The 20,191-nt window shown below is 74.1% G+C and carries 11 protein-coding genes; 3 read left to right on the top strand and 8 right to left on the bottom strand.

Going from position 1 to position 20,191, the window contains the following annotated elements:
• Positions 1-106: 106 nt before the first annotated feature.
• Positions 107-5,491 (bottom strand): ThuA domain-containing protein, encoded by a 5,385-nt coding sequence (locus tag ACFXGA_RS29050; protein WP_378093251.1) that lies wholly within the window; start codon positions 5,489-5,491, stop codon positions 107-109.
• A gap of 316 nt (positions 5,492-5,807) precedes the next feature.
• On the opposite strand from ACFXGA_RS29050, the gene ACFXGA_RS29045 reads away from it, so the two are divergent.
• Entirely contained in the window at positions 5,808-7,526 is a 1,719-nt protein-coding gene (locus tag ACFXGA_RS29045; RefSeq protein ID WP_378093249.1) for a protein kinase, read from the top strand.
• A 54-nt stretch (positions 7,527-7,580) separates the two neighbouring features.
• On the top strand, positions 7,581-7,844 hold the full coding sequence (locus ACFXGA_RS29040; protein WP_378093247.1) for a hypothetical protein: 264 nt from the start codon (positions 7,581-7,583) through the stop codon (positions 7,842-7,844).
• Positions 7,845-7,856: 12 nt separating this feature from the next.
• On the opposite strand, the gene ACFXGA_RS29035 is transcribed toward ACFXGA_RS29040, so the two are convergent.
• On the bottom strand, positions 7,857-10,193 hold the full coding sequence (locus ACFXGA_RS29035) for a tetratricopeptide repeat protein (protein ID WP_378093245.1): 2,337 nt from the start codon (positions 10,191-10,193) through the stop codon (positions 7,857-7,859).
• Between the two features lie 311 nt (positions 10,194-10,504).
• On the opposite strand from ACFXGA_RS29035, the gene ACFXGA_RS29030 reads away from it, so the two are divergent.
• On the top strand, positions 10,505-11,680 hold the full coding sequence (locus ACFXGA_RS29030) for an MFS transporter (RefSeq protein ID WP_378093243.1): 1,176 nt from the start codon (positions 10,505-10,507) through the stop codon (positions 11,678-11,680).
• A gap of 12 nt (positions 11,681-11,692) precedes the next feature.
• Here the strand turns inward: ACFXGA_RS29030 and ACFXGA_RS29025 are convergent, their stop codons facing one another.
• The 6 genes from ACFXGA_RS29025 to ACFXGA_RS29000 form a co-directional block, all read right to left on the bottom strand.
• A complete protein-coding gene (locus tag ACFXGA_RS29025) occupies positions 11,693-14,125 on the bottom strand; it encodes a non-ribosomal peptide synthetase (protein WP_378093241.1) in 2,433 nt (810 codons plus the stop codon).
• Positions 14,126-14,144: 19 nt separating this feature from the next.
• Entirely contained in the window at positions 14,145-14,969 is an 825-nt protein-coding gene (locus ACFXGA_RS29020) for an SDR family oxidoreductase (RefSeq protein ID WP_378093239.1), read from the bottom strand.
• 4 nt (positions 14,970-14,973) lie between these two features.
• Entirely contained in the window at positions 14,974-15,690 is a 717-nt protein-coding gene (locus tag ACFXGA_RS29015; RefSeq protein ID WP_378093236.1) for a thioesterase II family protein, read from the bottom strand.
• Positions 15,687-16,943 (bottom strand): cytochrome P450, encoded by a 1,257-nt coding sequence (locus tag ACFXGA_RS29010; protein ID WP_378093234.1) that lies wholly within the window; start codon positions 16,941-16,943, stop codon positions 15,687-15,689. Before ACFXGA_RS29010 ends, ACFXGA_RS29015 begins: the two co-directional genes overlap by 4 nt.
• On the bottom strand, positions 16,940-18,196 hold the full coding sequence (locus ACFXGA_RS29005; RefSeq protein ID WP_378093232.1) for an MFS transporter: 1,257 nt from the start codon (positions 18,194-18,196) through the stop codon (positions 16,940-16,942). Before ACFXGA_RS29005 ends, ACFXGA_RS29010 begins: the two co-directional genes overlap by 4 nt.
• The coding region (locus ACFXGA_RS29000) for an acyltransferase domain-containing protein (protein ID WP_378093230.1) at positions 18,193-20,191 on the bottom strand (1,999 nt) is incomplete at its 5' end. The genes ACFXGA_RS29000 and ACFXGA_RS29005, both read right to left, overlap by 4 nt.

Below are 20,191 nucleotides of genomic sequence, written 5' to 3'. Positions count from 1 at the left end.
TCCGCGTGGGGGGGGGGCCCGAACTCCCCCTGGGGGATGAGCAGGCCCCACTCCCGGGCCGGGGGGGGGCCACCCCCCCCCACCGGCTCCTGTCGCGTCCACCGACCTAGAAGGGCTGCCAGGAGTCGTCGTCGCGGCCCGGCCGGGGCGTGTACCGGCCGACCGCCTCGACGTTGCCCGCCACGTCGATCGAGCGGTACTCCAGGTACTCCTTGCCGTTGGGGCGGACGTGGACGTCGCCGCCCCGGTAGGTCTGCCAGGCGCCGCCGGACACGCGGTACTCGGTGCGGGCCACGCCCGATGTGGCGTCCGTGGCGGTGAGCCGGACGCGGGACGCGGACGAGCCGCGCTTGGCCTTCGTGACCGGCGGCGCGGTGTCCACCTTCACCGCCACCGACTGCTCGGCGGAGGTGTTGCCCGCCGCGTCGGTCGCCCGCACGGCCACCCGGTGGACGCCCTCGCCCACGGACACGACGCCGGTGTAGGGCGTCCACGGGCCGCCGTCGAGCCGCTGCTCCAGCACCACGCCGCCGGACGTGTCGTCGGCGGCCGTCGCCGACACCAGCGCCCGCGTCGTCCACCACCCCGTCGGACCGGGGGCGTTGTCCGCCTTCACGGTGAGCCGCGGCGCGGTGCGGTCGACCCGAACGGTCGCCGTCTTCTCCGCGGAGGCGTTGCCGGCGGCATCGGTCGCGCGGAACGCGACCACCCGCTCACCGTCGTCCGCGAACGACAGCGGAGCCGTGTACTCGGCCCACTCGCCCGCGCCCACCCGGTACTCGACGCGCACCGGCCCGGAGCCGTCGTCGGTCGCCGAGGCGGTCACCGTGACCGGACCCGTCCACCACCCGCCCGCGCCCGGCGACGCCGGGTCCGTGACGACCGACAGCACCGGAGCAGTCCGGTCGGTGGACACCCGGAAGTGGCTGAACCGGGCGGGCTTGGTCGCGGTCTGCCCGCCGCCGAGGGCGAACAGGCCGATCCGCGCCCCGGTCAGGTTCGCGTTGACCACCGGTTCGAGCGACGTCCAGACCCGGCCGTCGGCGCTGTAGGAACCGGTGTAGGTGGTGCCGGACTTGGCCAGCCGCAGGTGCCACACGCCCCCGGAGAGCCCGCCGACGCCCGGCTGCGGCTGCCCCACCACATCACCGCTCTCCGACCGCAGCTCCACCCCGCGCTGCACGGGCGCGCCCGGCTCGTTGGTGACGATGTGGTCGAGCTTGACGTAGTTGGCGTCGTCCGCGTAGGCGATCAGCCCGGCCTGCTGGAAGCGCTCGTCCAACGCCGACGCGTCCACCTCCGTCTCGATCACCCAGTCGCCCTCGGGCGCGTGCTGGAGGATGAAGTTGGCCGGGTTGTCGTCCGCGGTGCCGTAGATGTCGCCGTCGCTGGTGTCGATGCGCAGGCTGCCGTCGCCCACGCCGTAGCCGCTCGGGTCGGGCCGCACGACGGCGTTCCAGCGGCAGCCGTCCAGCGCCGTGCCGGAGAAGTCGTCGTCCGGCTCGACCGGCGCGGTGTCGTCCGGCGTGAGGGTGAACCAGTCGAACTCGGCGTCCACCACCGGGCGGTCGCCGCCACCGCCCACGAGCGAGATCAGGCCGACCTTCGGGTTCGCCATGCCCGCCAGCGCCTTGGTCTGCGGCATCGTGGTGAACGCCTGCCCGTCCGCGCTGTAGGAGGCGGTCAGGTTCTGCCCGTCGCTGGTGAACCGCACCCACACGGTGTCGGGGTAGTCCGCGCCCAGCGGCGCGGTGTTGGACTCGCCCACCTCGTTGGGCTGCCCGGCCTCCTCGCGGATGAACTGGAAGATCCGGCTCGCCGCGTCGTCGGTGTCCGAACGGCCTTCGAGCACCATCTTGGCGTAGTTGTCGTCGTCGCCGTAGATCACCAGGCCGGCCTGCTGGTAGGCGCGCCGCACGGGGACGCGCAGCTTGGCCGTGGCCTGGAACGGCCCGGACGGCAGGTCCTGCAGCACGATGTTCGGCGTGGTGTTGGTGGTGCCGTAGATGTCGGACGGCGCGGTCGGGAGCACCAGGTGGCCGTCGCGCACCGCGAGCTGCTGGTTCTCCCGCACCACGGTGGTCCACCGGTTCCGGTCGAGCGCGGTGCCCGGGAAGTCGTCCGACCGGCCGGAGAAGCACGTCACGTCGGGCGCGCGGACGGTGATCGGGACGGTCTTCGTCGCGCTCGCGCCGCGCGCGTCGGTCGCGGTGACCTTGGCGGTGAAGGTGCCCGCGGCGGTGTAGGTGTGGCCGACCGACGCGCCGGTGGCCGTGCCGCCGTCGCCGAACACCCAGGTGTAGGTGATCGGGGTGTCGCCGTCGGGGTCGGTGGCCGACGCGGTGAAGTCCACCTCCAGGGGCGCGGTGCCCGACGTCGTGGTGGCCGAGACCTCGACCGCGGGCCGCTGGTTGTGCGTCACGCCCCGGCCGGCGAACTCCAGCCAGTTCACGTTGACCAGGTAGCCGGTCGTCGCGCTGCCCGCCGGCCTGCGGGTGACGAAGTACAGCTCGGACCCGGCCGGCACGTCGTCGGCGAGGTCGGCGGTGACGGTCGTCCAGGTCTGCCAGCCGCCGGTGCCGGCGAACGTCGCCGTGCCCGCGAGGGGGCCGTCCGGCGCGCCGACGCGCACCTCCAGCCGCCCGCCCTCGGACGCCGCCGCCACCCGGAACCGGACCTGGTCGATGCCCTGGAGCGTGGCGGGGCGCAGCGAGAACCAGTCGCCGTCGGTGATGAAGCCGATGTTCCGGCCGCCGCCGACGTCGGTGGTGTCCTCCTGCTGCACGCCGTCCGCGTCGTCGCCGATGCCGTCCGCGGTGCGACCGGTCGCGGTGTGGAACTCGGCCTCCTTGTGCTTGGGCTGGAGCACGACGATCGCCTCGCCGGTCAGCCGGGACGCGCCGTCGCCGCCCTTGTCGGTGTACTTGGCGGTGAGGACGCCGAAGATGTTCGCCCCGACGTGGCCCTCGTCGCCCGACATCAGCGCCAGGCCCTCGCAGCCGCGGTACTGCTCGTAGCCGTGGGAGTGCTCGTCGTGGCCCAGGGCGGGCTGCACGACCACGTCCTGGCAGTCGATCGTGCCGTCCTCGGCGTCGGTGACCGTGACGCGGTAGGCGACCTGGTCGCCGAAGTCGAAGAAGCCGCCGTCGACCGGCGCGGTCAGCGTGACCACGGGCGGGGTGTTGCCCACGACGATGGTCACGTTGGCGACCGCGGACCTGCCGCCCTGGTCGGTGACCGTGAGCCGGGCGGTGTAGTCGCCGTTCGCGGTGTAGGTGTGGCTCGGCGCGGGCTCGGTGCTGTCCGTGGCGCCGTCGCCGTCGAAGTCCCAGGCGAACGTCAGCGGGTCGCCGTCGGGGTCGCGCGACCCGGCCGAGTCGAACCGCACGGTGAGCGGCGCGTGCCCGGAGGTCCTGTCCGCCTTCGCCGCCGCGACCGGGGCCCGGTCGCCGCGCACGTAGTCGATGCGGTAGACGCCGCTGTCGGCGTTGTTGCCGCCGAAGCCGGAACCCCACTCGATCAGGTACAGCGAGCCGTCCGGGCCGAACTGCATGGCGTGCGGCCGGTTGAACGCCATGCCCGGCAGCATCCGGCTGATGTCCACGACGGTCGAGCCGGACTCGTCGAGCTGCAACGAGAACAGCCGGTTGTCGTTCCAGTCGCCCCAGATCGCCTTGCCGTCCCAGTAGGCGGGCCACTTGTGCTCGGACGCCAGGTCCGGGTCGAACCGGTAGGTGCCGCCCGCCATCGGCGCGCCGCTGCCGCCGATCTCGGGGTTGCCCGTGCTGGTCTTGCCCTGCCAGATCTTCGTGCCGATCGCGGCGGGCAGCTCGGTGATGCCGGTGTTGTTCGGGGAGTCGTTCACCGGGTGGGCGCAGTCGAACTGCGCGCCGGACGCGCCGGTGGCGAAGTCGTAGTCGACGTACGGGGTGTTGTCGCCGACGCAGTAGGGCCAGCCGTAGAACCCGGGCCGGTCCACGACGTTCCACTCCACGCGGCCGTCCGGCCCGCGCCGCGGGTCGCTCTGGCCCGCGTCGGGGCCGTAGTCGGCGACCTGGAGCTTGTTGGTCAGCGGGTCCAGCCCGATGCGGAACGGGTTGCGGAAGCCCATGGCGTAGATCTCGGGCCGGGTCTTGGGCGTGCCGGGCGGGAACATGTTGCCCGCCGGGACGGTGTAGGTGCCGTCCGCCTGCGGGGTGATGCGCAGGATCTTGCCGTTGAGGTTGGCGCTGTTGGCGGCGGAGCGCTGCGCGTCCCACGCGGACCGACCGGCCCGCTCGTCCAGCGGCGAGTAGCCGTCGGAGTTGAACGGGTTGGTGTTGTCGCCGGTGGTGATGTAGAGGTTGCCGTCGTTGTCGAACTCCAGCGCGCCGCCGGCGTGGCAGCACTGCTCGCGCTGGGTCGCGACGGTCAGCAGGACCTTCTCGCTGCCGGCCACGATCGTGTCGCCCTGGAGCGTGAAGCGGGAGACCCGGTCGACGGCCTCGGCGCCGGCGGGCGAGTAGTAGAGGTAGAGGTGGTTGTTGGCGGCGAAGGCCGGGTCGAGCGCGATGCCGAGGAGGCCGAACTCCTGTCCGGTGTAGACGTTCAGCGTGCCGGCGGTGACGACCGAGCCGTCGCGCCGGACGACGCGCACCGCGCCGTTGCGGTCGATGTAGAACACGCGGCCGTCCTCGGCGATCGCCAGCTCCATCGGGTTGGCGGTGGTGTCGTCGAGCGTGACCTTCTCGTAGGCGTCGGTGCGGGTGGCCGAGCAGTCGGCGTCCAGCACGCCGGCCGCCGTCTGGATGCCCTTGAGCAGGTGGTCCAGGAACGCCGGCTCGGCGTAGGACTCGTCGGTGTGGCCCAGGCCGGTGTACCAGGACCGGCCGCCGTCGTAGTCCTGGCACCAGGCGATCGGGTGGCTCGACCCCATCGTGCCGCCGGTGTAGCTGGTCTCGTCCAGCTCGGCCAGCACGTGCACGTCGGCGGACGGGTCGGTGCGGTAGTTGTACCACTCGTCGAACCGCCGCCACGTCTGCGGCAGGTCGGCGGTGGACGGGTGCGCCGGGTCGGTCACCTTCACCGTCGCGTCCTGCGGCTGGGGGTGGCCGGAGAAGTAGGCGCCCACCAGGTCGCCGTACCAGGGCCAGTCGTACTCGGTGTCGCTGGCGGCGTGCACGCCCGCGTACCCGCCGCCGGCGCGGATGTAGCGCTCGAAGGCGGCCTGCTGGGCGGCGTCGAGGACGTCGCCGGTGGTGGAGAGGAACACCACGACCTCGTACTGGGCGAGGTTGGCGTCGGTGAACGCGGCGGCGTCGTCGGTGGCGTCCACGGTGAAGCCGTGCTCGTCCGCGAGTCGGCGGATCGCGGCGACGCCCGTCTCGATCGACGGGTGGTGGAAGCCGGCGGTCTTGCCGAAGACGAGGGCCTTGAACGTCTCCTCGCCGTGACCGGGGTGCGCCTGGGCCGGCGCGGCCAACGCCACGAGCGACCCGAGCAAGGCCACCACGACCGCGGCGGTGGACCACCGTCTCGGACCGCGCCTGGACGAACCCACCATGGAGACCTCCACCCGATTGAGCGCGCGCTGCGCCGACGACGACGGGATCCATTCGTCGGGGATCAAGCTAATGACGCGTTTTCCGGGGGGTCAAGGCAACCGATTGGCGACAACTCGCCAATTCACGATCGGCCTATCGGCGCGAACAACTCATTCGGCGGATTTACCGCACGCGCCCGGCACAGGAGGATTCGCGCGCGGCGTCGCCCGCCCCGAGGTGCGGCCGGTCACCCGATCGGGTGCTGCGGGTTGCTAGCGTTGCGCGGTGTCTGAGCGAGAGCACCCCGGCCGGATCGTCGACGGTCGGTTCGAGCTGCTGGAGCGGCTGGGCAGCGGTGGGATGGGTACGGTCTGGCGCGCCCTCGACCTGGGGCTGCAGCGCGAGGTGGCGATCAAGGAGGTCCGCCCCGCCGACGCCGACCAGCTCGACGGCAACCCCGCGATGGCCGCCCAGCTGCGGGAACGCGTCCTGCGCGAGTCCCGCGCGCTGGCCCGGCTGCAGCACCCGAACGTCGTGTCGATCTACCAGATCATCGACTCGCCGGACTCGCCGTACCCGTGGATCGTCATGGAGCTGGTCCGCGGCACGTCCCTGGACGCGCGGCTGGCCAAGGGCGTGCTGAGCCCCGCCGAGGCGGCCAGGGTCGGCCGGGACGTGCTCGCGGCGCTGCGCTCGGCCCACTCGGCGGGCGTGATGCACCGCGACGTCAAACCGGGCAACGTGCTGCTGCGGACCGACGGCAGCGCCGTGCTCACGGACTTCGGCATCGCCGCCCTCCAGGGCTCGACCCAGCTCACCGCGACCGGCGACGTGATCGGGTCGCCGGAGTACATCGCCCCGGAACGGCTGCGCGGCGACGAGACGCACACCGCGTCCGACCTCTGGTCCCTGGCCATGCTGCTGTACGTGGCCGTCGAGGGCCACCACCCGATGCGCCGGGCCACCACGATGGCCACCCTCGCCGCCGTGATGACCGAGCCGGTCCCGCCACCGCGCCGCGCGGGAGCCCTCGCCCCGGCGCTGAACGCCGCCCTCCGCAACGACCCGGCCGAACGCCCGACCGGCGAGGTCCTGGACCAGCTGCTGGCCGCCGCCGAACGCGCCGCCGCCCCGTTCCCCGGACCCGCCACCCCGACCGGCTTCCCCGGCCCGGCCGGCTTCCCCGCCCCCGCCGGCTTCCCCGGCCCGGCCGGCGGCTCGCCGGGCCCGGCCACCCCCGGCGGGTTCCCGGTCCCGGAGCACCCCCACCGGCAGTCCGGCCCGACCCCGACGCCAACCCCCGCCGGCGGCACGCCGATGGGCAGCCCGCCGGGTTACGCCTCGCCCTACCCGACCCCGCTCCCCGGGCCGCGCAAGCGGGCGGGAGCCGTGGTGGTCTCGGTGCTCGGCGTCGCACTGGTCGTCGCCGCCACGCTGCTGGTCGTCCACCTGACCGACGGCGACGACCCGGCGAACAACGGCAAGGGCACGTCCACGGTGCCGACCACCATGCCGAACATCGCCCTCCCCGACCCGACCACCACTACCGAGGTGGCCCCCGGGGAAGACCTCCTCACGCCGGCCGGCGCCCGCAAGGCCGTCGCCGCCCTGAGCGAGGTGATGGGCGGCACCAAGGTGTCCGACCTGACGCTGTGGTCGGAATTCGCCACCGCCGTCGCCCCGACCTCCGCCGTCGCGCACGGCTTCGACGACTTCGAGTACCGGTCCGGCAAGGCCACCAGGAAGGGCGCCGACGGCGTCGACGCCGACCGGGCCGTGCTCGACCTGAACGACGCGAACTGGGACGCCGTGCCCGCGCTGTTCGAGCAGGCGAACCGCGAACTGGGCGTCCCCCAACCGACCATGCGATACCTGATCGTGAGCACCGACATCATCGACGGAACCGCGACGATGAGGGCCTACCTGGCCGACGATTACGGCGGCGCCTACCTGGAAGCCAACCTGAAAGGCGAAGTGCAGAAAACCTATCCGCGCAACAAGTGACGCGATGTGCCGCGGACGCGGTTGATCCCCGCTGCCACGGAGAGCACTGCCGTGGTGTCCTCGCGCATCACCCGATCGGAGAAGCCAAAGCTGACGGCCAACCTCAGGTCCGTCTGGGACGTGGACGAGGCGCCGGCGCTCGACGTCCTCGCCGAACTGCGCGGCCACCCGGGACTGGCCTCGCTGCTCAAGGCCGACGACGACGAACTGGTCCGCCGGTACCCGTCGTTCCCGCTCGCCGTGCTCGGCGCCGCGCCGGACGCGCTCGACACCCTTCTCCGGGCACTGGACCTGGTGGTGCGCCCGAGCACCCCCTAGCCCACCGGGGACTCACGACGGCGTTGCCCGATCCCCGCCGACGTCCGGGGCGACACCTCGCCACCGCGCGAGGTCCGCGGCCGTTGCCGCGATGTGGGGGTGGTCGGGGCCCAGGATCCGCCGCTGGTCGGCCAGCAGCGCCTCCAGCTCCGCCGCCGCGGCGCCCGGGTCGCCGGCCTCCCCCAGCCAGTGCGCCCGCCGACCGCGGGTGGCGAGCGTCTTCGGGTGATCGGCGCCCAGGACGCGGAGGCGGTCGGCCAGCAGGGCGGTCAGGTCGGCCGCCGCTCCCGCCGGATCACCGGCCTCGCCCCGGAACTGGGCGAGGGTGCTGCGGGTGATCAGGGTGCTGGGGTGGTCCGGTCCCAGCACCCGCAGCCGGTCGGCCAGCAGCGTTTCCAGCTCGGCCACCGCGCCTGCCAGGTCGCCCGTCCTGCCGCGCCAGAACGCGAGGCTCTGACGGGTCTTCATCGGGTCCGGGTGGTCCGGGCCCAGGACGCGCAGCCGGTCGGCGAGCAGCGCCTGGTACTCGACCGCCGCCCTCGCCGGGTCGCCGGCCTCGCCCCGCCGACGGGCCAGGTTCGCGCGCGTCGTCAGCGTGTCCGGGTGATCGGGCCCCAGCACCCGCACGCGGTCGGCGAGCAACGACTCCAACTCGGCCGCCGCCCGGTCCACGTCACCTGCCTCGGCCCGCCACCAGGCCAGGCGGCTGCGCGTGGCGAGGGTCCTGGGGTGGTCGGCGCCCAGCAGCCGGCGTTCGTCGGCCAGCAACGACTCCAGCGCCGGCACGGCGCGCGCCAGGTCGCCCGCCTCGGCCTGCCAGGCCACGAGGTGGTGGCGAGTGGTCAGGGTGGCGGGGTGGTCCGCGCCGAGGTGGGCGTTCACCTCGTCGTGCAGGGCGTGCCAGTAGGCGATCGCGGCGTGGACCTGGCCGGTCTGCCCCAACGACTCGCCCGCCCGTTCCAGCACGGGGTGCAGGTCGTCGGTGTAGAGGATCGCGTGGGTGCGCAGGCTGTCGACGCAGGAACGCAGGGCCTGGGTGAGTTCGGCATCGGTGGTGTCGATCTCGGGCCAGACCGCGTGGAGGGCGTCGGCCGCGGCACGTGCCGGCGCGGGGAGCCGGTCCGGGGCGATGGTGTCACGGACCGCGCGTTGCACCAGGGCGTGCACGGCCACCGCGCGGCCGGGACGGCCGGGGTCCAGGGTGATCAGGTGGTACCGGTGCAGGCGGGTCAGCCCGTCGTGGACGTCCTCGACGCGGACCTCGCCGCCGATCCGGTCCGCCAGGTGGTCCACAATGGACTTGTCGGTGAACACGCCGAGCGGGGTGCCGTTGGCGTCGAGCAGGCTGGTGACCTCCAGCAGCAGGCGTGCCACGCCGGGGCGCACCGAGTCGGCGCGTTCGATGGACAACGACCAGGTCGCCGCGACCGTGGCCTGGTGCTCGGGCAACGCGTCCTCGGGCGGGGCCAGCTCGGCCAGCGTGCGACGCCGGTCGGCCAGCATCGCCCGGTAGTCGGCGACCGAGAGCAGCGGTTGGTCGAGGATGAACGCCGCCGCTTGCCCCAACGCCAGGGGTAATCGCCCCAGCTCGACCGCCAGGCCCCGCAGCTGCGCGGGATCGGCGTCGCGGCCGAGCGCCCCGGTCAGGTAGGCCACGGCCTCGTCCGCGTCGAACACGTCCAACTCGACCACCCGGTACTCCCCGCGGCGCAGCGCGGCGTCACGTCGGCGACTGGTGAGGATCACCTGCCCGGCCGCGCTCGGCGGCGGGGACAGGTCACGGAGGTCGACCGGGTCCTGGACGTCGTCGAGGACCACGAGCCACCGCCGGGAGGTCGCGGCCAACCACTCGCGGAACGACTTCGCGGCCTGCTCCGGCGGCCGTTCGGCGATCTGCGGGTCACGGTCGACCAACACCCGGGCGGCCGCCTCGGCGTAGGCGATGACCACGGCGTCACGCGACACCGCCGAGATCCACAGCGCCACGTCCAGCGACGCGTCCGACCACCTCGACCACGCGTACCGGGCCGCGAGTTGCGACTTCCCGACCCCGCCCAGCCCCGACACCACCACGCCGAGCGTGCGCCCGATCGCGTCCTCTCCCCGTCCGGCGGCGAGCACTTCCGCCACCAGGTCGTAGTCCGGTCGCTTCCGGTAGTGGTCCGCGAGTCCGGGCGGCAGCCCGACCCGCACCGGCCACGCCACCCGCCGGGCCGCCTGCCGGAACGTGATCACCGCATCGCGGCCGGCCTGCACCACGTGACCGGCCGCCCGGACCTCCGCGTGCTGGACCACGTCGGCCGGCGTGCCGAGGGCCTTGCCACCGTCGCTGTCCACCGCGTCCGTCATGCTCACTCCGTCGGCCTGATCGGTGTGCAGGGCCCGTGTACGCCAAGGATGTCACCACTCCGGGTGCGAGGTGGCCGCTTCGACCGTGCCGGTATCAAAGTTCCATCGGCCGGTATCGCAGCGCTCTATCGGCTCCGACCGGCCTCCTCCGCGGTGATCGACCCCCGCTCGGCGGTGGACGTGGGGCGGGCGGACCGGGTCGGGGTCGCATCCGGGTCCGGTGTCGTCCGGCGCGGCGGGGCACCGCCTGACGTGATCACGGCTGCGTCGTCGTTGACCTCCAGCATGGTCGAGGTCTTAGCGTCGCCACCATGACCGCAACACCCGTCGCGGACGTGCGGCGACCGCCCAAGTCCCTCCTGGCGACCCTGCTCGGCGTCAGCACGATGACCATCATGGCCAGCGCCACGATCACCCCGGCGCTGCCGGGCATGGAGCGGCACTTCGCGGGCGAGCCGCACGCGCAACTGCTGGTGCGCCTGGTGTTGACGCTGCCCGGCCTGCTGATCATGATCTCCGCCCCGCTGCTCGCCCGGCTCAGCGGCCGCACGGGGCGCGTGCCGGTGCTGGTGGCGTGCCTCGCGCTCTACACCGTGGGCGGCGGGTCGGGGTTGGTGCTGGACTCGCTGTCCGGGCTGCTCGTCGGGCGGGCGCTGCTCGGGGTCGGCATCGCGGGCATCATGACCACCTCGACCGCCCTGCTGGCCGACCACCACCCCGTCGGGGAGCACGGCCGGGTGCTGTGCCTCCAGGGCGCGGCGATGGGCTTCGGCGGGGTCGTGGCGCTGCTGATGGGCGGTGTGCTGGCGGCCGGGAGCTGGCGCGGGCCGTTCGCGGTGTACCTGCTGGCAGTGCCGCTGCTGGTCCTGGTGCTCAGGTTCGTGCCCGAGGCGGCCGTGCGGCCGGAGGAAGGCGTCACCGGGGGCACGCCGTGGCAGCGGCGGTCGCTCGGCCTGTACGCGCTGGTGTTCCTGGGCGTCGTCGCGTTCTACACCGTGCCGACGCAGGCCCCGTTCTGGCTGGCCGAGGTGGGCGGCGCGGGTCCGGCGGTCGCCGGGGCCCTGATCGCCGCGGTGAACCTGGTGATGACCCTGGTGGGCCTGAACTACCGGCGACTGCGCGCCCGGTGGGACTTCCCGGTGCTGGCGACGGGCATGTTCGCGGCGCTCGCCGTCGGGCTGCTCCTCATCGGCTCGGCGGGCACACTCTGGGTGGCCGGCCTCGGCATGGTGGTGGTCGGCATCGGCATCGGCCTGCAGAACCCGACCCTCAACGGCTGGCTGGTCGCCTCCGTGTCCCCCGGCGCGCGGACCAGGGCGCTCGGCCTGCTCACGTCGGCCCTGTTCCTCGGCCAGTTCTCGTCACCGCTGATCGCGCAACCGGTCATCGACGCCGTCGGCCTCGGCACGACGTTCGTCCTGGCCGGTGTGCTCGCCGCGGTCGTCGCGGCGGCGCTGGTCGTCACATGCCCACCGCGCCGCCGGTGATCCGCGAACAGGTCACCTCGTGGTCAGCTCCCTGATCGTCGGCGTGCGGAACAGCTCGCGCAGGCTCGGTGACGGCAGGCCGCGCGACTTGAGCGCCGCGCTGATGCGGACGGCCAGCAGGGAGTTGCCGCCCAGGTGGTAGAAGTCGTCGTCCAGGCCCACGGGCATGCCGAACGCCGCGCTCCACGCCTCCCTCATCGCCTCGGCCAACCCCTCGTCGGTCGAGCCCTCGCCGGGCGGAGGGGGTGCGGCGGCCGGTTCGGCGCGCGGGTCGGGTTCGGGCAGGCGGGACGCGTCGAGCTTGCCGTTCGCGGTCAGCGGCAGGGCGTCGAGCGCGGTCACGGTCGCGGGGACCATGTGGTCCGGCAGGATGTCGCGGGCGCGGGTGTGCAGGTCGCGGGTGTCCAGCCCGGCGGGGACGACGTAGGCGTCCAGCCGCGCCCGCGCGGTCCCGGGGTCGCGGACGACGACGGCCGCCGCGCGCACGTCGGGCGATTCGAGCAGCACCGCGCGGATCTCGTCCAGTTCGACCCGGAAGCCCCGGATCTTCACCTGGCCGTCGATCCGGCCGAGGTGGTGCAGGGTGCCGTCGGGCAGCAACCGGCCCAGGTCGCCGCTGCGGTAGGCGGTGCCCCCGGCGTACGGGTCCGGGACGAAGCGCTGCCCGGTCAGCTCGGGCCGGTTGAGGTAGCCGAGCGCGACGCCGGCGCCGCCCACCCAGATCTCGCCGGGCACCCCGGGCGGGGTGGGCCGGCCTCCTTCGTCCATCACGTAGACGTGCCAGCCGGGCAGGGGCCGGCCCACCGAGCGGGACGCGGCCAGCGCGAGCCCCCGGTCGTAGGTCTGCGCGGTGACGTGGACGGTGGTCTCGGTGATGCCGAACATGTTCACCACGCGGCAGTCCGGGTGCCGGTCGTGCCAGCGCAGCAGCACGCGGGCGTCCAGCGGTTCGCCGCCGAGCACGACCAGGCGCACGGCCAGGGCCGCGTGGTCGACGTCGAGCAGTTGCGCGAACGCCGACGGCGTCTGGCTCAGCACCGTCACCGCCTCGCCCGCCAGCAGGTCGCGGAACCGCTCCGGGTCGCGGGAGTCCTCATAGGACACCACGACCAGCCGCCCGCCGGTCAGCAGGCAGCCCCACGCCTCCCAGACCGAGAAGTCGAAGGCGCTGGAGTGGAACAGGGTCCACACCTGGTCGGCGTCCAACCCGTACTCGTCCCGGGTCGCGTCCACGAGCGCGATCACGTTGCGGTGCGGCACGACCACGCCCTTGGGGCGTCCCGTGGAACCCGACGTGTAGATGACGTACGCGGGGGAGTCGGCGTCCCACGGCGGCCTGCCCGCGGGTGCGCCGGTCGAGCCCGGCGGGGCGGCGAGGTCGTCCGGCGCGACGACGTCGTCGGCCGGGAACCCCGCGAGCCGCGTCACGACGAGCGCGGCGGCGGCGTCGCGCGCGGTGTAGGCGAGCCGGTCGGCCGGGTACGCCGGGTCGGTCGGCACGTAGCAGGCGCCGGCCTTCAACACCCCGAGCAGCACCACGACCAGCTCCGACGTCCGCTCCAGGCAGACGACGACCCGGTCCCCCGGCCCGACGCCCCGCTCCCGGAGGCCGTCCGCCACGGCGTCGGAGAGCGCGTCGAGGCGGGCGTAGGTGAGCCGGACGTCCCGGTCGCACACCGCGATCGCCTCCGGCGACCGGGTCACGACGCGGCGGAACGCCTCGGAGATCGTCGTGGGCGTCGAGTCCAGGGCGACCGGCGACCGCCCCAGTTCCACCAGCTCCGCCACGACGGCGGGCGACGGGGCGACCCCCGCGTCGTACGCGGCGGCGACGTGCCGGGCGAACCGCTCCGCCACGTCGGGGGCGAAGTGGCCGGTCAGGTGGTCGCAGCGCAGGACCCACCCGTCGCCCTCCGGGAACACGGTCAGCGTCAACGGGTGCACCGGCGGGCCGGGGACGTACTCGGCCCCGGCGAGGCGCGTGGTCTCCACGAACAGCCCCACCGCCGGGGTCCCGCCGTACCAGGCCAGGACGTCGGCCAGCGCCGCGCGCCAGCGGGTCTCGTCCCCGCCGGCCACCGGCAGCGCCACCGACGCGACGCCCGACCCCGTGCCGAGGCCCCACGGTGGCGGGTCGGCCGCCGGCGCCGCGACCGCCCGGCCTTCCCAGCGCAGCTCCGCCGACGGGTCGAGCAGCGCCGCCGCGAGGGCGAGCACCGGCAGGTCCCGGCGGGCCGCGACCACCAGGGACGCCCTCTCGCCCGAGCGCACGAGCACGCACCGCACGTCGTCGGTCGGGCGCGCCAGCTCCGCCGACCGCCGCCGGTCGAACTCCCCGGCGGGCACGTCGTCCACCCACAGCCGGGCGCCGACGCGGGCGCGCACCCGCGCCGCCAGTTCGGCCGCGTCCACGTCCACCGGCACGGCCACCGCGTGCACCGCCATCACCACTCCCCCGTCCCCGTCATCGGGCGCTGAAGCCACCGTCGACCGCGAGCACCGCACCGGTCACGTGCCGCGACTCGTCGGACGCCAGGTACACCACCGCCGCGGCCACGTCGGCGGGTTCCACCAGCGCGTTCATCGGCTGCGCCGTCGTGAACGCCTGCTCGTGCTCGCTGACCGGCACGTCCAGGGCGCGGGCGATCTCGGCGAGCATCCGCCCCTCCACCTCGTTGTCGTCGCGCACCGAGCCGGGGCACACGGCGTTCACCCGGACCTTCATCGGGGCGAGGTCCAGCGCCGCCGCCTTGGTCAGCCCGATCACGCCGTGCTTGGCGGCGACGTAGCCGGCGAAGTGCCGGTACCCCACCAGGCCGGCCGTGGAGGAGATGTTGACGATGCTGCCCGACCGCGCGGCCGCCATGTGCTTGCCGACCGCGCGGATCACCCGCCACGCGCCGGTCAGGTCGATGTCGAGCATCAGGGACCACTCGTCCTCGCCGATCTCGTGCACCGGCTTGCCCGCCGGGGCGGCGACGCCGGCGTTGTTCACCACGACGTCGAGCCGCCCGAACCGGTCCAGCGCCACGTCCACCGCCGCCTGCACGTCGGCCGTGGACCGCACGTCGGCGGCGTGCGCGAGCACCGCCGCCCCCGCGGCCCGGCAGCGCTCGGCGGTGTGCGCGAGCTGGCCCGGCGTGCCCAGCGGGTACGGCACGCCGGGCACGTCCGCGGCCACGTCCAGCAGCACGAGGTCGGCCCCCTCGGCGGCACAGGCCAGCGCGGTGGCGCGACCCAGGCCGCGGGCCGCGCCCGTGACCAGCACCGCCTTGCCGCTCAGCCGCACGTCCTCACCCCTCGTTCACGGCCCGGTCCACCAGGTGGACCAGGCGCTCGCCCGCGTCGGCCAGGTACATGTGCCCGCCCGGCGGCTCGACCAGCTCGAACCCGGCCGTGGTCACGGTCGCCCACCCGGCGGCCTCGGCGGAGGTCACCAGCTCGTCGTCCGCGCCGCGCAGCGCGGTCACCGGCACGGGCAGCGGGTCCGTCGTGGACGGCACGTAGCCCTCGTGCATCTCCACGTCCGCGCGCAGCGTCGGCAGGATCAGCTCGCGCATCTCCGGGTCGTCCAGCGCGTCGTCGCTGAACCCGGCGAACTCCCTGACCCGCCGCACGAACTCGTCGTCGTCGAGCCCGGTGGCGCGGCGATCGCGCTGCACGTGCGGTTGCGGGGAGCCGCTGGCGAACAGCCGCACCACCTCCACGCCCGGCACGTCGAGCAGCCGGTGCGCCAGCTCGTAGGCGAGCACGGCGCCCAGGCTGTGGCCGAACAGCGCGACCCGCTTGGCGTCCCCCAGGTCCGCCACCACCTGCGTGAGCAGGGCGGCCGCGGCGACGTGCGCGTCGCGGTGCGGCTCGACGTCGATCAGCCGCTCCCGGCCCGGCAGCCGGGCGGGCAGGACGCGCAGCCGGTCGCCCGCGAACCGCGACCAGGGGTGGTAGAAGGACGCGCCGGCCCCGGCGAACGGCAGGCAGACCAGCGTGGTGGGCTCTCCGGCGCCGGTCATCGGGGCAGCCTCTCGTCGTAGGCGACCGGCAGGGACCGCAGGCCGCGGCTGGTGGAGTTGTCGAAGACCCAGTCCAGGTCGCGCGGGGCGACCGCCAGCCGCAGACCGGGCAGGCGGCGCAGCATCGTCGGGAACACGACCGAGCCCTCCACCCGCGACAGCGGCGCGCCGGCGCAGAAGTGCGCGCCGTGCCCGAACGCGAAGTGCTTGTTGACCTTGCGCTGGATGTCCAGCCGGTCCGGGTCCTCGAACACCCGCGGGTCGCGGTTGGCCGACCCGAGCATGAGGTGCACGAAGCTCTGCTTCGGGATGTGCTGCCCGCCCAGCTCCATGTCCTCCGTGGCGATGCGCAGCGTCCCGCGGAACACCGGCGAGTCGAGCCGCAGGAACTCCTCCACCGCCGACGGGGCGAGCGACGGGTCCGCGCGCAGCAGGGCGAGCTGGTCGGGCTGCTGGAGCAACGCCTGGGTGCCGTTGCCGATGAGGTTCGCCGTGGTCTTGTGCCCGGCGATGATCAGCAGGACGAGCGTCGAGACCAGTTCGGACTCCTCGAAGACGTCGTCCTCGTCGGCGGCCCGGATCAGGTCGCTGACCAGGTCGTCGCCCAGTCGCGCGCGTCGGGCGGCGAGCAGGTCGAGCAGGTACCGCTCGATCTTGTCGCTGGCCACGCGCAGCAGCCGGTTGCGCTCCTCGTCCGGGTAGGGCGCCTCGCTGAGCATCACCACGTCCTGCTGGACCTGCGGCCGGTCCTCGTCCGGGACGCCGAGGAACTCGCTGATGACGCGCATCGGCAGGGAGTAGGCGAAGCCCATGAGGTCGACCTCGCCGGACTCCGGGAAGTCGTCGATGAGGTCGTCGGTGATCTGCTGGACGCGCGGGCGCAGCAGCTCCATGCGGCGGGCGGTGAACGCCCGGCTGACCAGCTTGCGCAGCCGGGTGTGGTCCGGCGGGTCGGCGGTGATCATGTTGCGGATCAGCACGGGGCTGGCGTCGCGCAGCTGCTCGCGGAACCACGCGGGCGCGGCGTCCACGCTCTTGGACAGGCGCGGGTCGGTGAACGCCTTCAGCGTGGTCTCGTAGTCGGTGACGATGTAGGCCTCGGCGCCCGGCGGGTAGTCGATCCGGTGGACGGGGCCGTCCGCCCGGAGCGCGGCCTCCCAGCCGTGCCGGTCGTCGCCGGGGTCGTTGAAGAACTCCGGGGGCAGCACCCGCACCGCGGGCTCCCCCGCCGTGATCTTCCCGGTTGCGGTCATGACACCGATTCCTCCAGTTCCGCGGGACGGGGCAGGGTCCGCATCGTCCTGGTCAGGGTGGTCAGCGCGGCGGGCGTGGCGATCGAGAGGATGAACAGGAACACCCCGACCGGTCCCGCCAGGTCGAAGATCGTGCCCACCAGGAAGATCCCCAGCGGCTGCACGATGATGGTCAGGAAGAACACCGCGCCCAGCACGCGGCCCTGGAGCTTGTCCGGCGCGAGCACGGTCACGTACGACAGGAACAGCGAGCCGACGATCGGGGCGCGCAGGAACACGAACCCGATGACCACGCCCATCACGATCAGCGGCGGCGTGAACGCCAGCAGCAGCGCGGCGACCGGCCCGACCCACGCCGCGTACAGCATGATCACGCGCGGCGGGACGTGCCGGTGCACCCAGGACGCGACCAGCGACCCGATGAGGCCGCCGCCGCCCGCGAACGCCACCGCCGCGCCGGTCACGGCGGAGGCCGTGTCGGTGTCGTGGGCGGTCGCGGCGAGCGCGATGAACAGGCCCGTGTGGTTGAAGACCATGTTCGAGCACATGACCCAGATGAGCATCATCAGCAGGATCGGGTTGCGGCGGATGAACCGGAACCCCTCCTTGGCGTGCCGCTTCCCGTCGTCGTGCGTGGTGGCCTCGGCCTGCATCGGCTTGCGGATCACCAGCAGCAGCAGGGTGGAGACGAGGAACCCGAACACCGCGCCCAAATAGGGGAAGGCCCGGCCGAGGCCGAACAGCGCGCCGCCGATGGGCGGGCCGACGAGCGTCGCGCCGAAGAACCGGATCTGGTTCTGCGAGATGGCCGTCGACACCTGCTCGGGCGGCACCAGCGCCTTGATCGCGGCGATGCCCGCCGGCTGGGACAGGCTGAGGAACACCGCGGAGGCGGTGGAGATCAGCAGCACCAGCGGGAAGGTGACCAGGTCCGTCGCGATCAGCAGCGCGAACAGGCCGAGCAGCACCACCCGCGCGAGGTTGCAGCCGATCATCAGCAGCCTGCGGTCGAACCGGTCGGCGAGCCGCCCGGCCGGGATGGACACCAGGCCCGCGACCACCACCTGGGCCGACGCCACCGTGCCCGCGAACAGCGCCGAGCCGGTGGTGGCCAGGATCAGCAGCGGGTAGGCGAACTCCGCGGTCTCCTTGGCGACGGCGGCGAACGACTCGCTGGTCCACAGCGCCTGGAAGTTCACGTTGCGGCGCAGCGGAACCGGCGGTGCGGTGCCCTGCTCCACGCTCTCGGTCATCGGGACTCCCTGGTGTGCAGCACCGAGCGCAGCCGTGCCGCGAGCCGGTGGACGTGCGGGTCGGCGAGCATCGACCAGTGGTCTCCGCCCACCGGGTGGACCTGGACGCCGGTCCCGTAGACCTCGCGCAGGCGTCGGACGTCACGTCCGTCGCCGCGCGCGAGGAACACGGCGACCGGGAAGTCGGGGCGGCCGGGCCGGTGCCGGGGCAGCGCGGCGACGGTGGCCAGGAACCGCCGGCGCACGGCCGGGGCGCGGCGCAGGCGGCGGCCGAACGCGTCCAGCCCGGTCGCCGCGCCCACGAAGGTGCGCGCGAGGCCGAGGAGGTGGGCCGGGTCGGTCGCCAGCGGTCGCCCGGCGACGGGGACGTACCCGTCCAGGCACACCAGCAGGTCCACCTCCGCGCCGTCGGCGCGCAGCAGGCACGCGACCTCGTGGGCGACGACCGCGCCGAACGACCAGCCGCCTACGGTGTACGGGCCGTCCGGCCGCACCGCCCGCAGGCGTCGCACGTGCTGCGCCGCCAAGGCGGCCACGTCGGGCGCGGGGTCGACGGGTTCGAGGCCGTGCACGGGCACGTCCAGCAGGTCGGCGAGGGCGCGGTAGCCCTCGACCGCGCCGGTCGCGTCGGCGACGAGGAACAGCGGGTCGCCCGACCGTTCCGCGCCGAACGCCACCACGCCCGGCGGTGGTTCCGCGCCGACCAGGCGGGTCAGCGCGCCGAACGTCGGCTCGGCCTGGAACTCGGCCGACGCGACGGTCCGGCCGGTGCGTTCCCGGACGCGGGCGAGCAGGTCCACCAGCATCAGCGAGTCGCCGCCCAGCGCGCGGAAGTCGTCGGTGTCCGACACGGACGCCACGCCGAGGGCGGACGTCCAGATGTCGGCCAGCGCGCCGGGTCGCCGCGCGGTGACCACGACGCGCGGGCGCGGTGCTCCGCCGCGGTCCGGGTCGACCGCGGTGAACGGGTGGGTGGGCAGCGAGCGACGCCACGAGCCGTCGTCGGTGTGCTCCAACGCCCGGTCCACGCCGCGCTCCCACAACGCCGCCAGGGCGCGCAGTACGTCGCGCTCGCCGCCCAGCAGCGGGATCGCGCCGTGCTCGGGCGACCAGTCGGGGTGGCGGCGCAGCGCGGCCGACATGGATGCCCCGGGCCCGAGCTCCAGGTACGTGTGGTGGCCCGCGGCGAGCAGCGTGCGCGCGCCGTCGTCGAGGCGGACGGGGCGCACCATCTGGTTGGTCCAGTACTCCGGTGTGGTCACCGCGCCCGCCCAGTCGCCGGTCTCGTTGGAGATCATCGGCACGGTGGGCGGTGTCGCCGGGGTCGCGGCGACCAGCGCGGCGAGCGCGGCGGCGGCGGGTTCCATCGCGGGTGTGTGGAACGCCCTGGCGGTCGCCAGCGGCCGCACCGCGAAGCCGCGCAGGTCGTCGCCGTCGAGCAGCGCCCGCACGGCCCGCGGCGGCCCCGCGAGCACGGTCCGGCCGGGTCCGGCGACGGCGACGGACACGCCGTCGTGGCCCTCCAACCGGGGGAGCACTTCGTCCCACGACGCGTCCACGGCCGCCATCAGCCCCGGTTCGGTCCGCCACATCGCCGCGGCCCGCTCGTGGACCAGGTTCGCGGCGTCCTCCGGGGTCCACAGCCCGGCCAGCACGGCGGCGGCGTACTCGCCCACGCTGTTGCCGAACAACGCAGCCGGCCGCACGCCCCAGTCGGCGAGCTGGCGGCCCAGGGCGCAGCCGAGCGCGAACAGCCCGAGCTGCTGGTGCACGGTGTGCTCGAACCACCGCGGGTCGCCGGCGTCGGACACCACGGGCGTGAGGTCCACGCCGTGCGCGGCGCGGACGGCGTCGGCGATCGCGTCGAAGTGCGCGCGGAACCCGTCCAACAACCGGTGCGCCGCCGCGCCCGCCGCGTCGCGCAGCACGCCCTGGCCGGGGAACAGGAACACGGCCGTGGTCAGCGGTGGCGGTCCGGCTGTCCGGACCGACGCC

It is taken from the genome of Actinosynnema sp. NPDC059335 (genome assembly GCF_042752395.1).
GTDB lineage: Bacteria > Actinomycetota > Actinomycetes > Mycobacteriales > Pseudonocardiaceae > Actinosynnema.
This window is presented reverse-complemented; position numbering and strand designations above follow the sequence as displayed.

What these genes read in the sequence shown, in the direction of transcription:
- ACFXGA_RS29035 (WP_378093245.1), bottom strand. Translation starts at nt 10,193, where the DNA reads ATGACGGACGCGGTGGACAGCGACGGTGGCAAGGCCCTCGGCACGCCG.
- ACFXGA_RS29030 (WP_378093243.1), top strand. Translation starts at nt 10,505, where the DNA reads ATGACCGCAACACCCGTCGCGGACGTGCGGCGACCGCCCAAGTCCCTC.
- ACFXGA_RS29025 (WP_378093241.1), bottom strand. Translation starts at nt 14,125, where the DNA reads ATGGCGGTGCACGCGGTGGCCGTGCCGGTGGACGTGGACGCGGCCGAA.
- ACFXGA_RS29015 (WP_378093236.1), bottom strand. Translation starts at nt 15,690, where the DNA reads ATGACCGGCGCCGGAGAGCCCACCACGCTGGTCTGCCTGCCGTTCGCC.
- ACFXGA_RS29010 (WP_378093234.1), bottom strand. Translation starts at nt 16,943, where the DNA reads ATGACCGCAACCGGGAAGATCACGGCGGGGGAGCCCGCGGTGCGGGTG.
- ACFXGA_RS29005 (WP_378093232.1), bottom strand. Translation starts at nt 18,196, where the DNA reads ATGACCGAGAGCGTGGAGCAGGGCACCGCACCGCCGGTTCCGCTGCGC.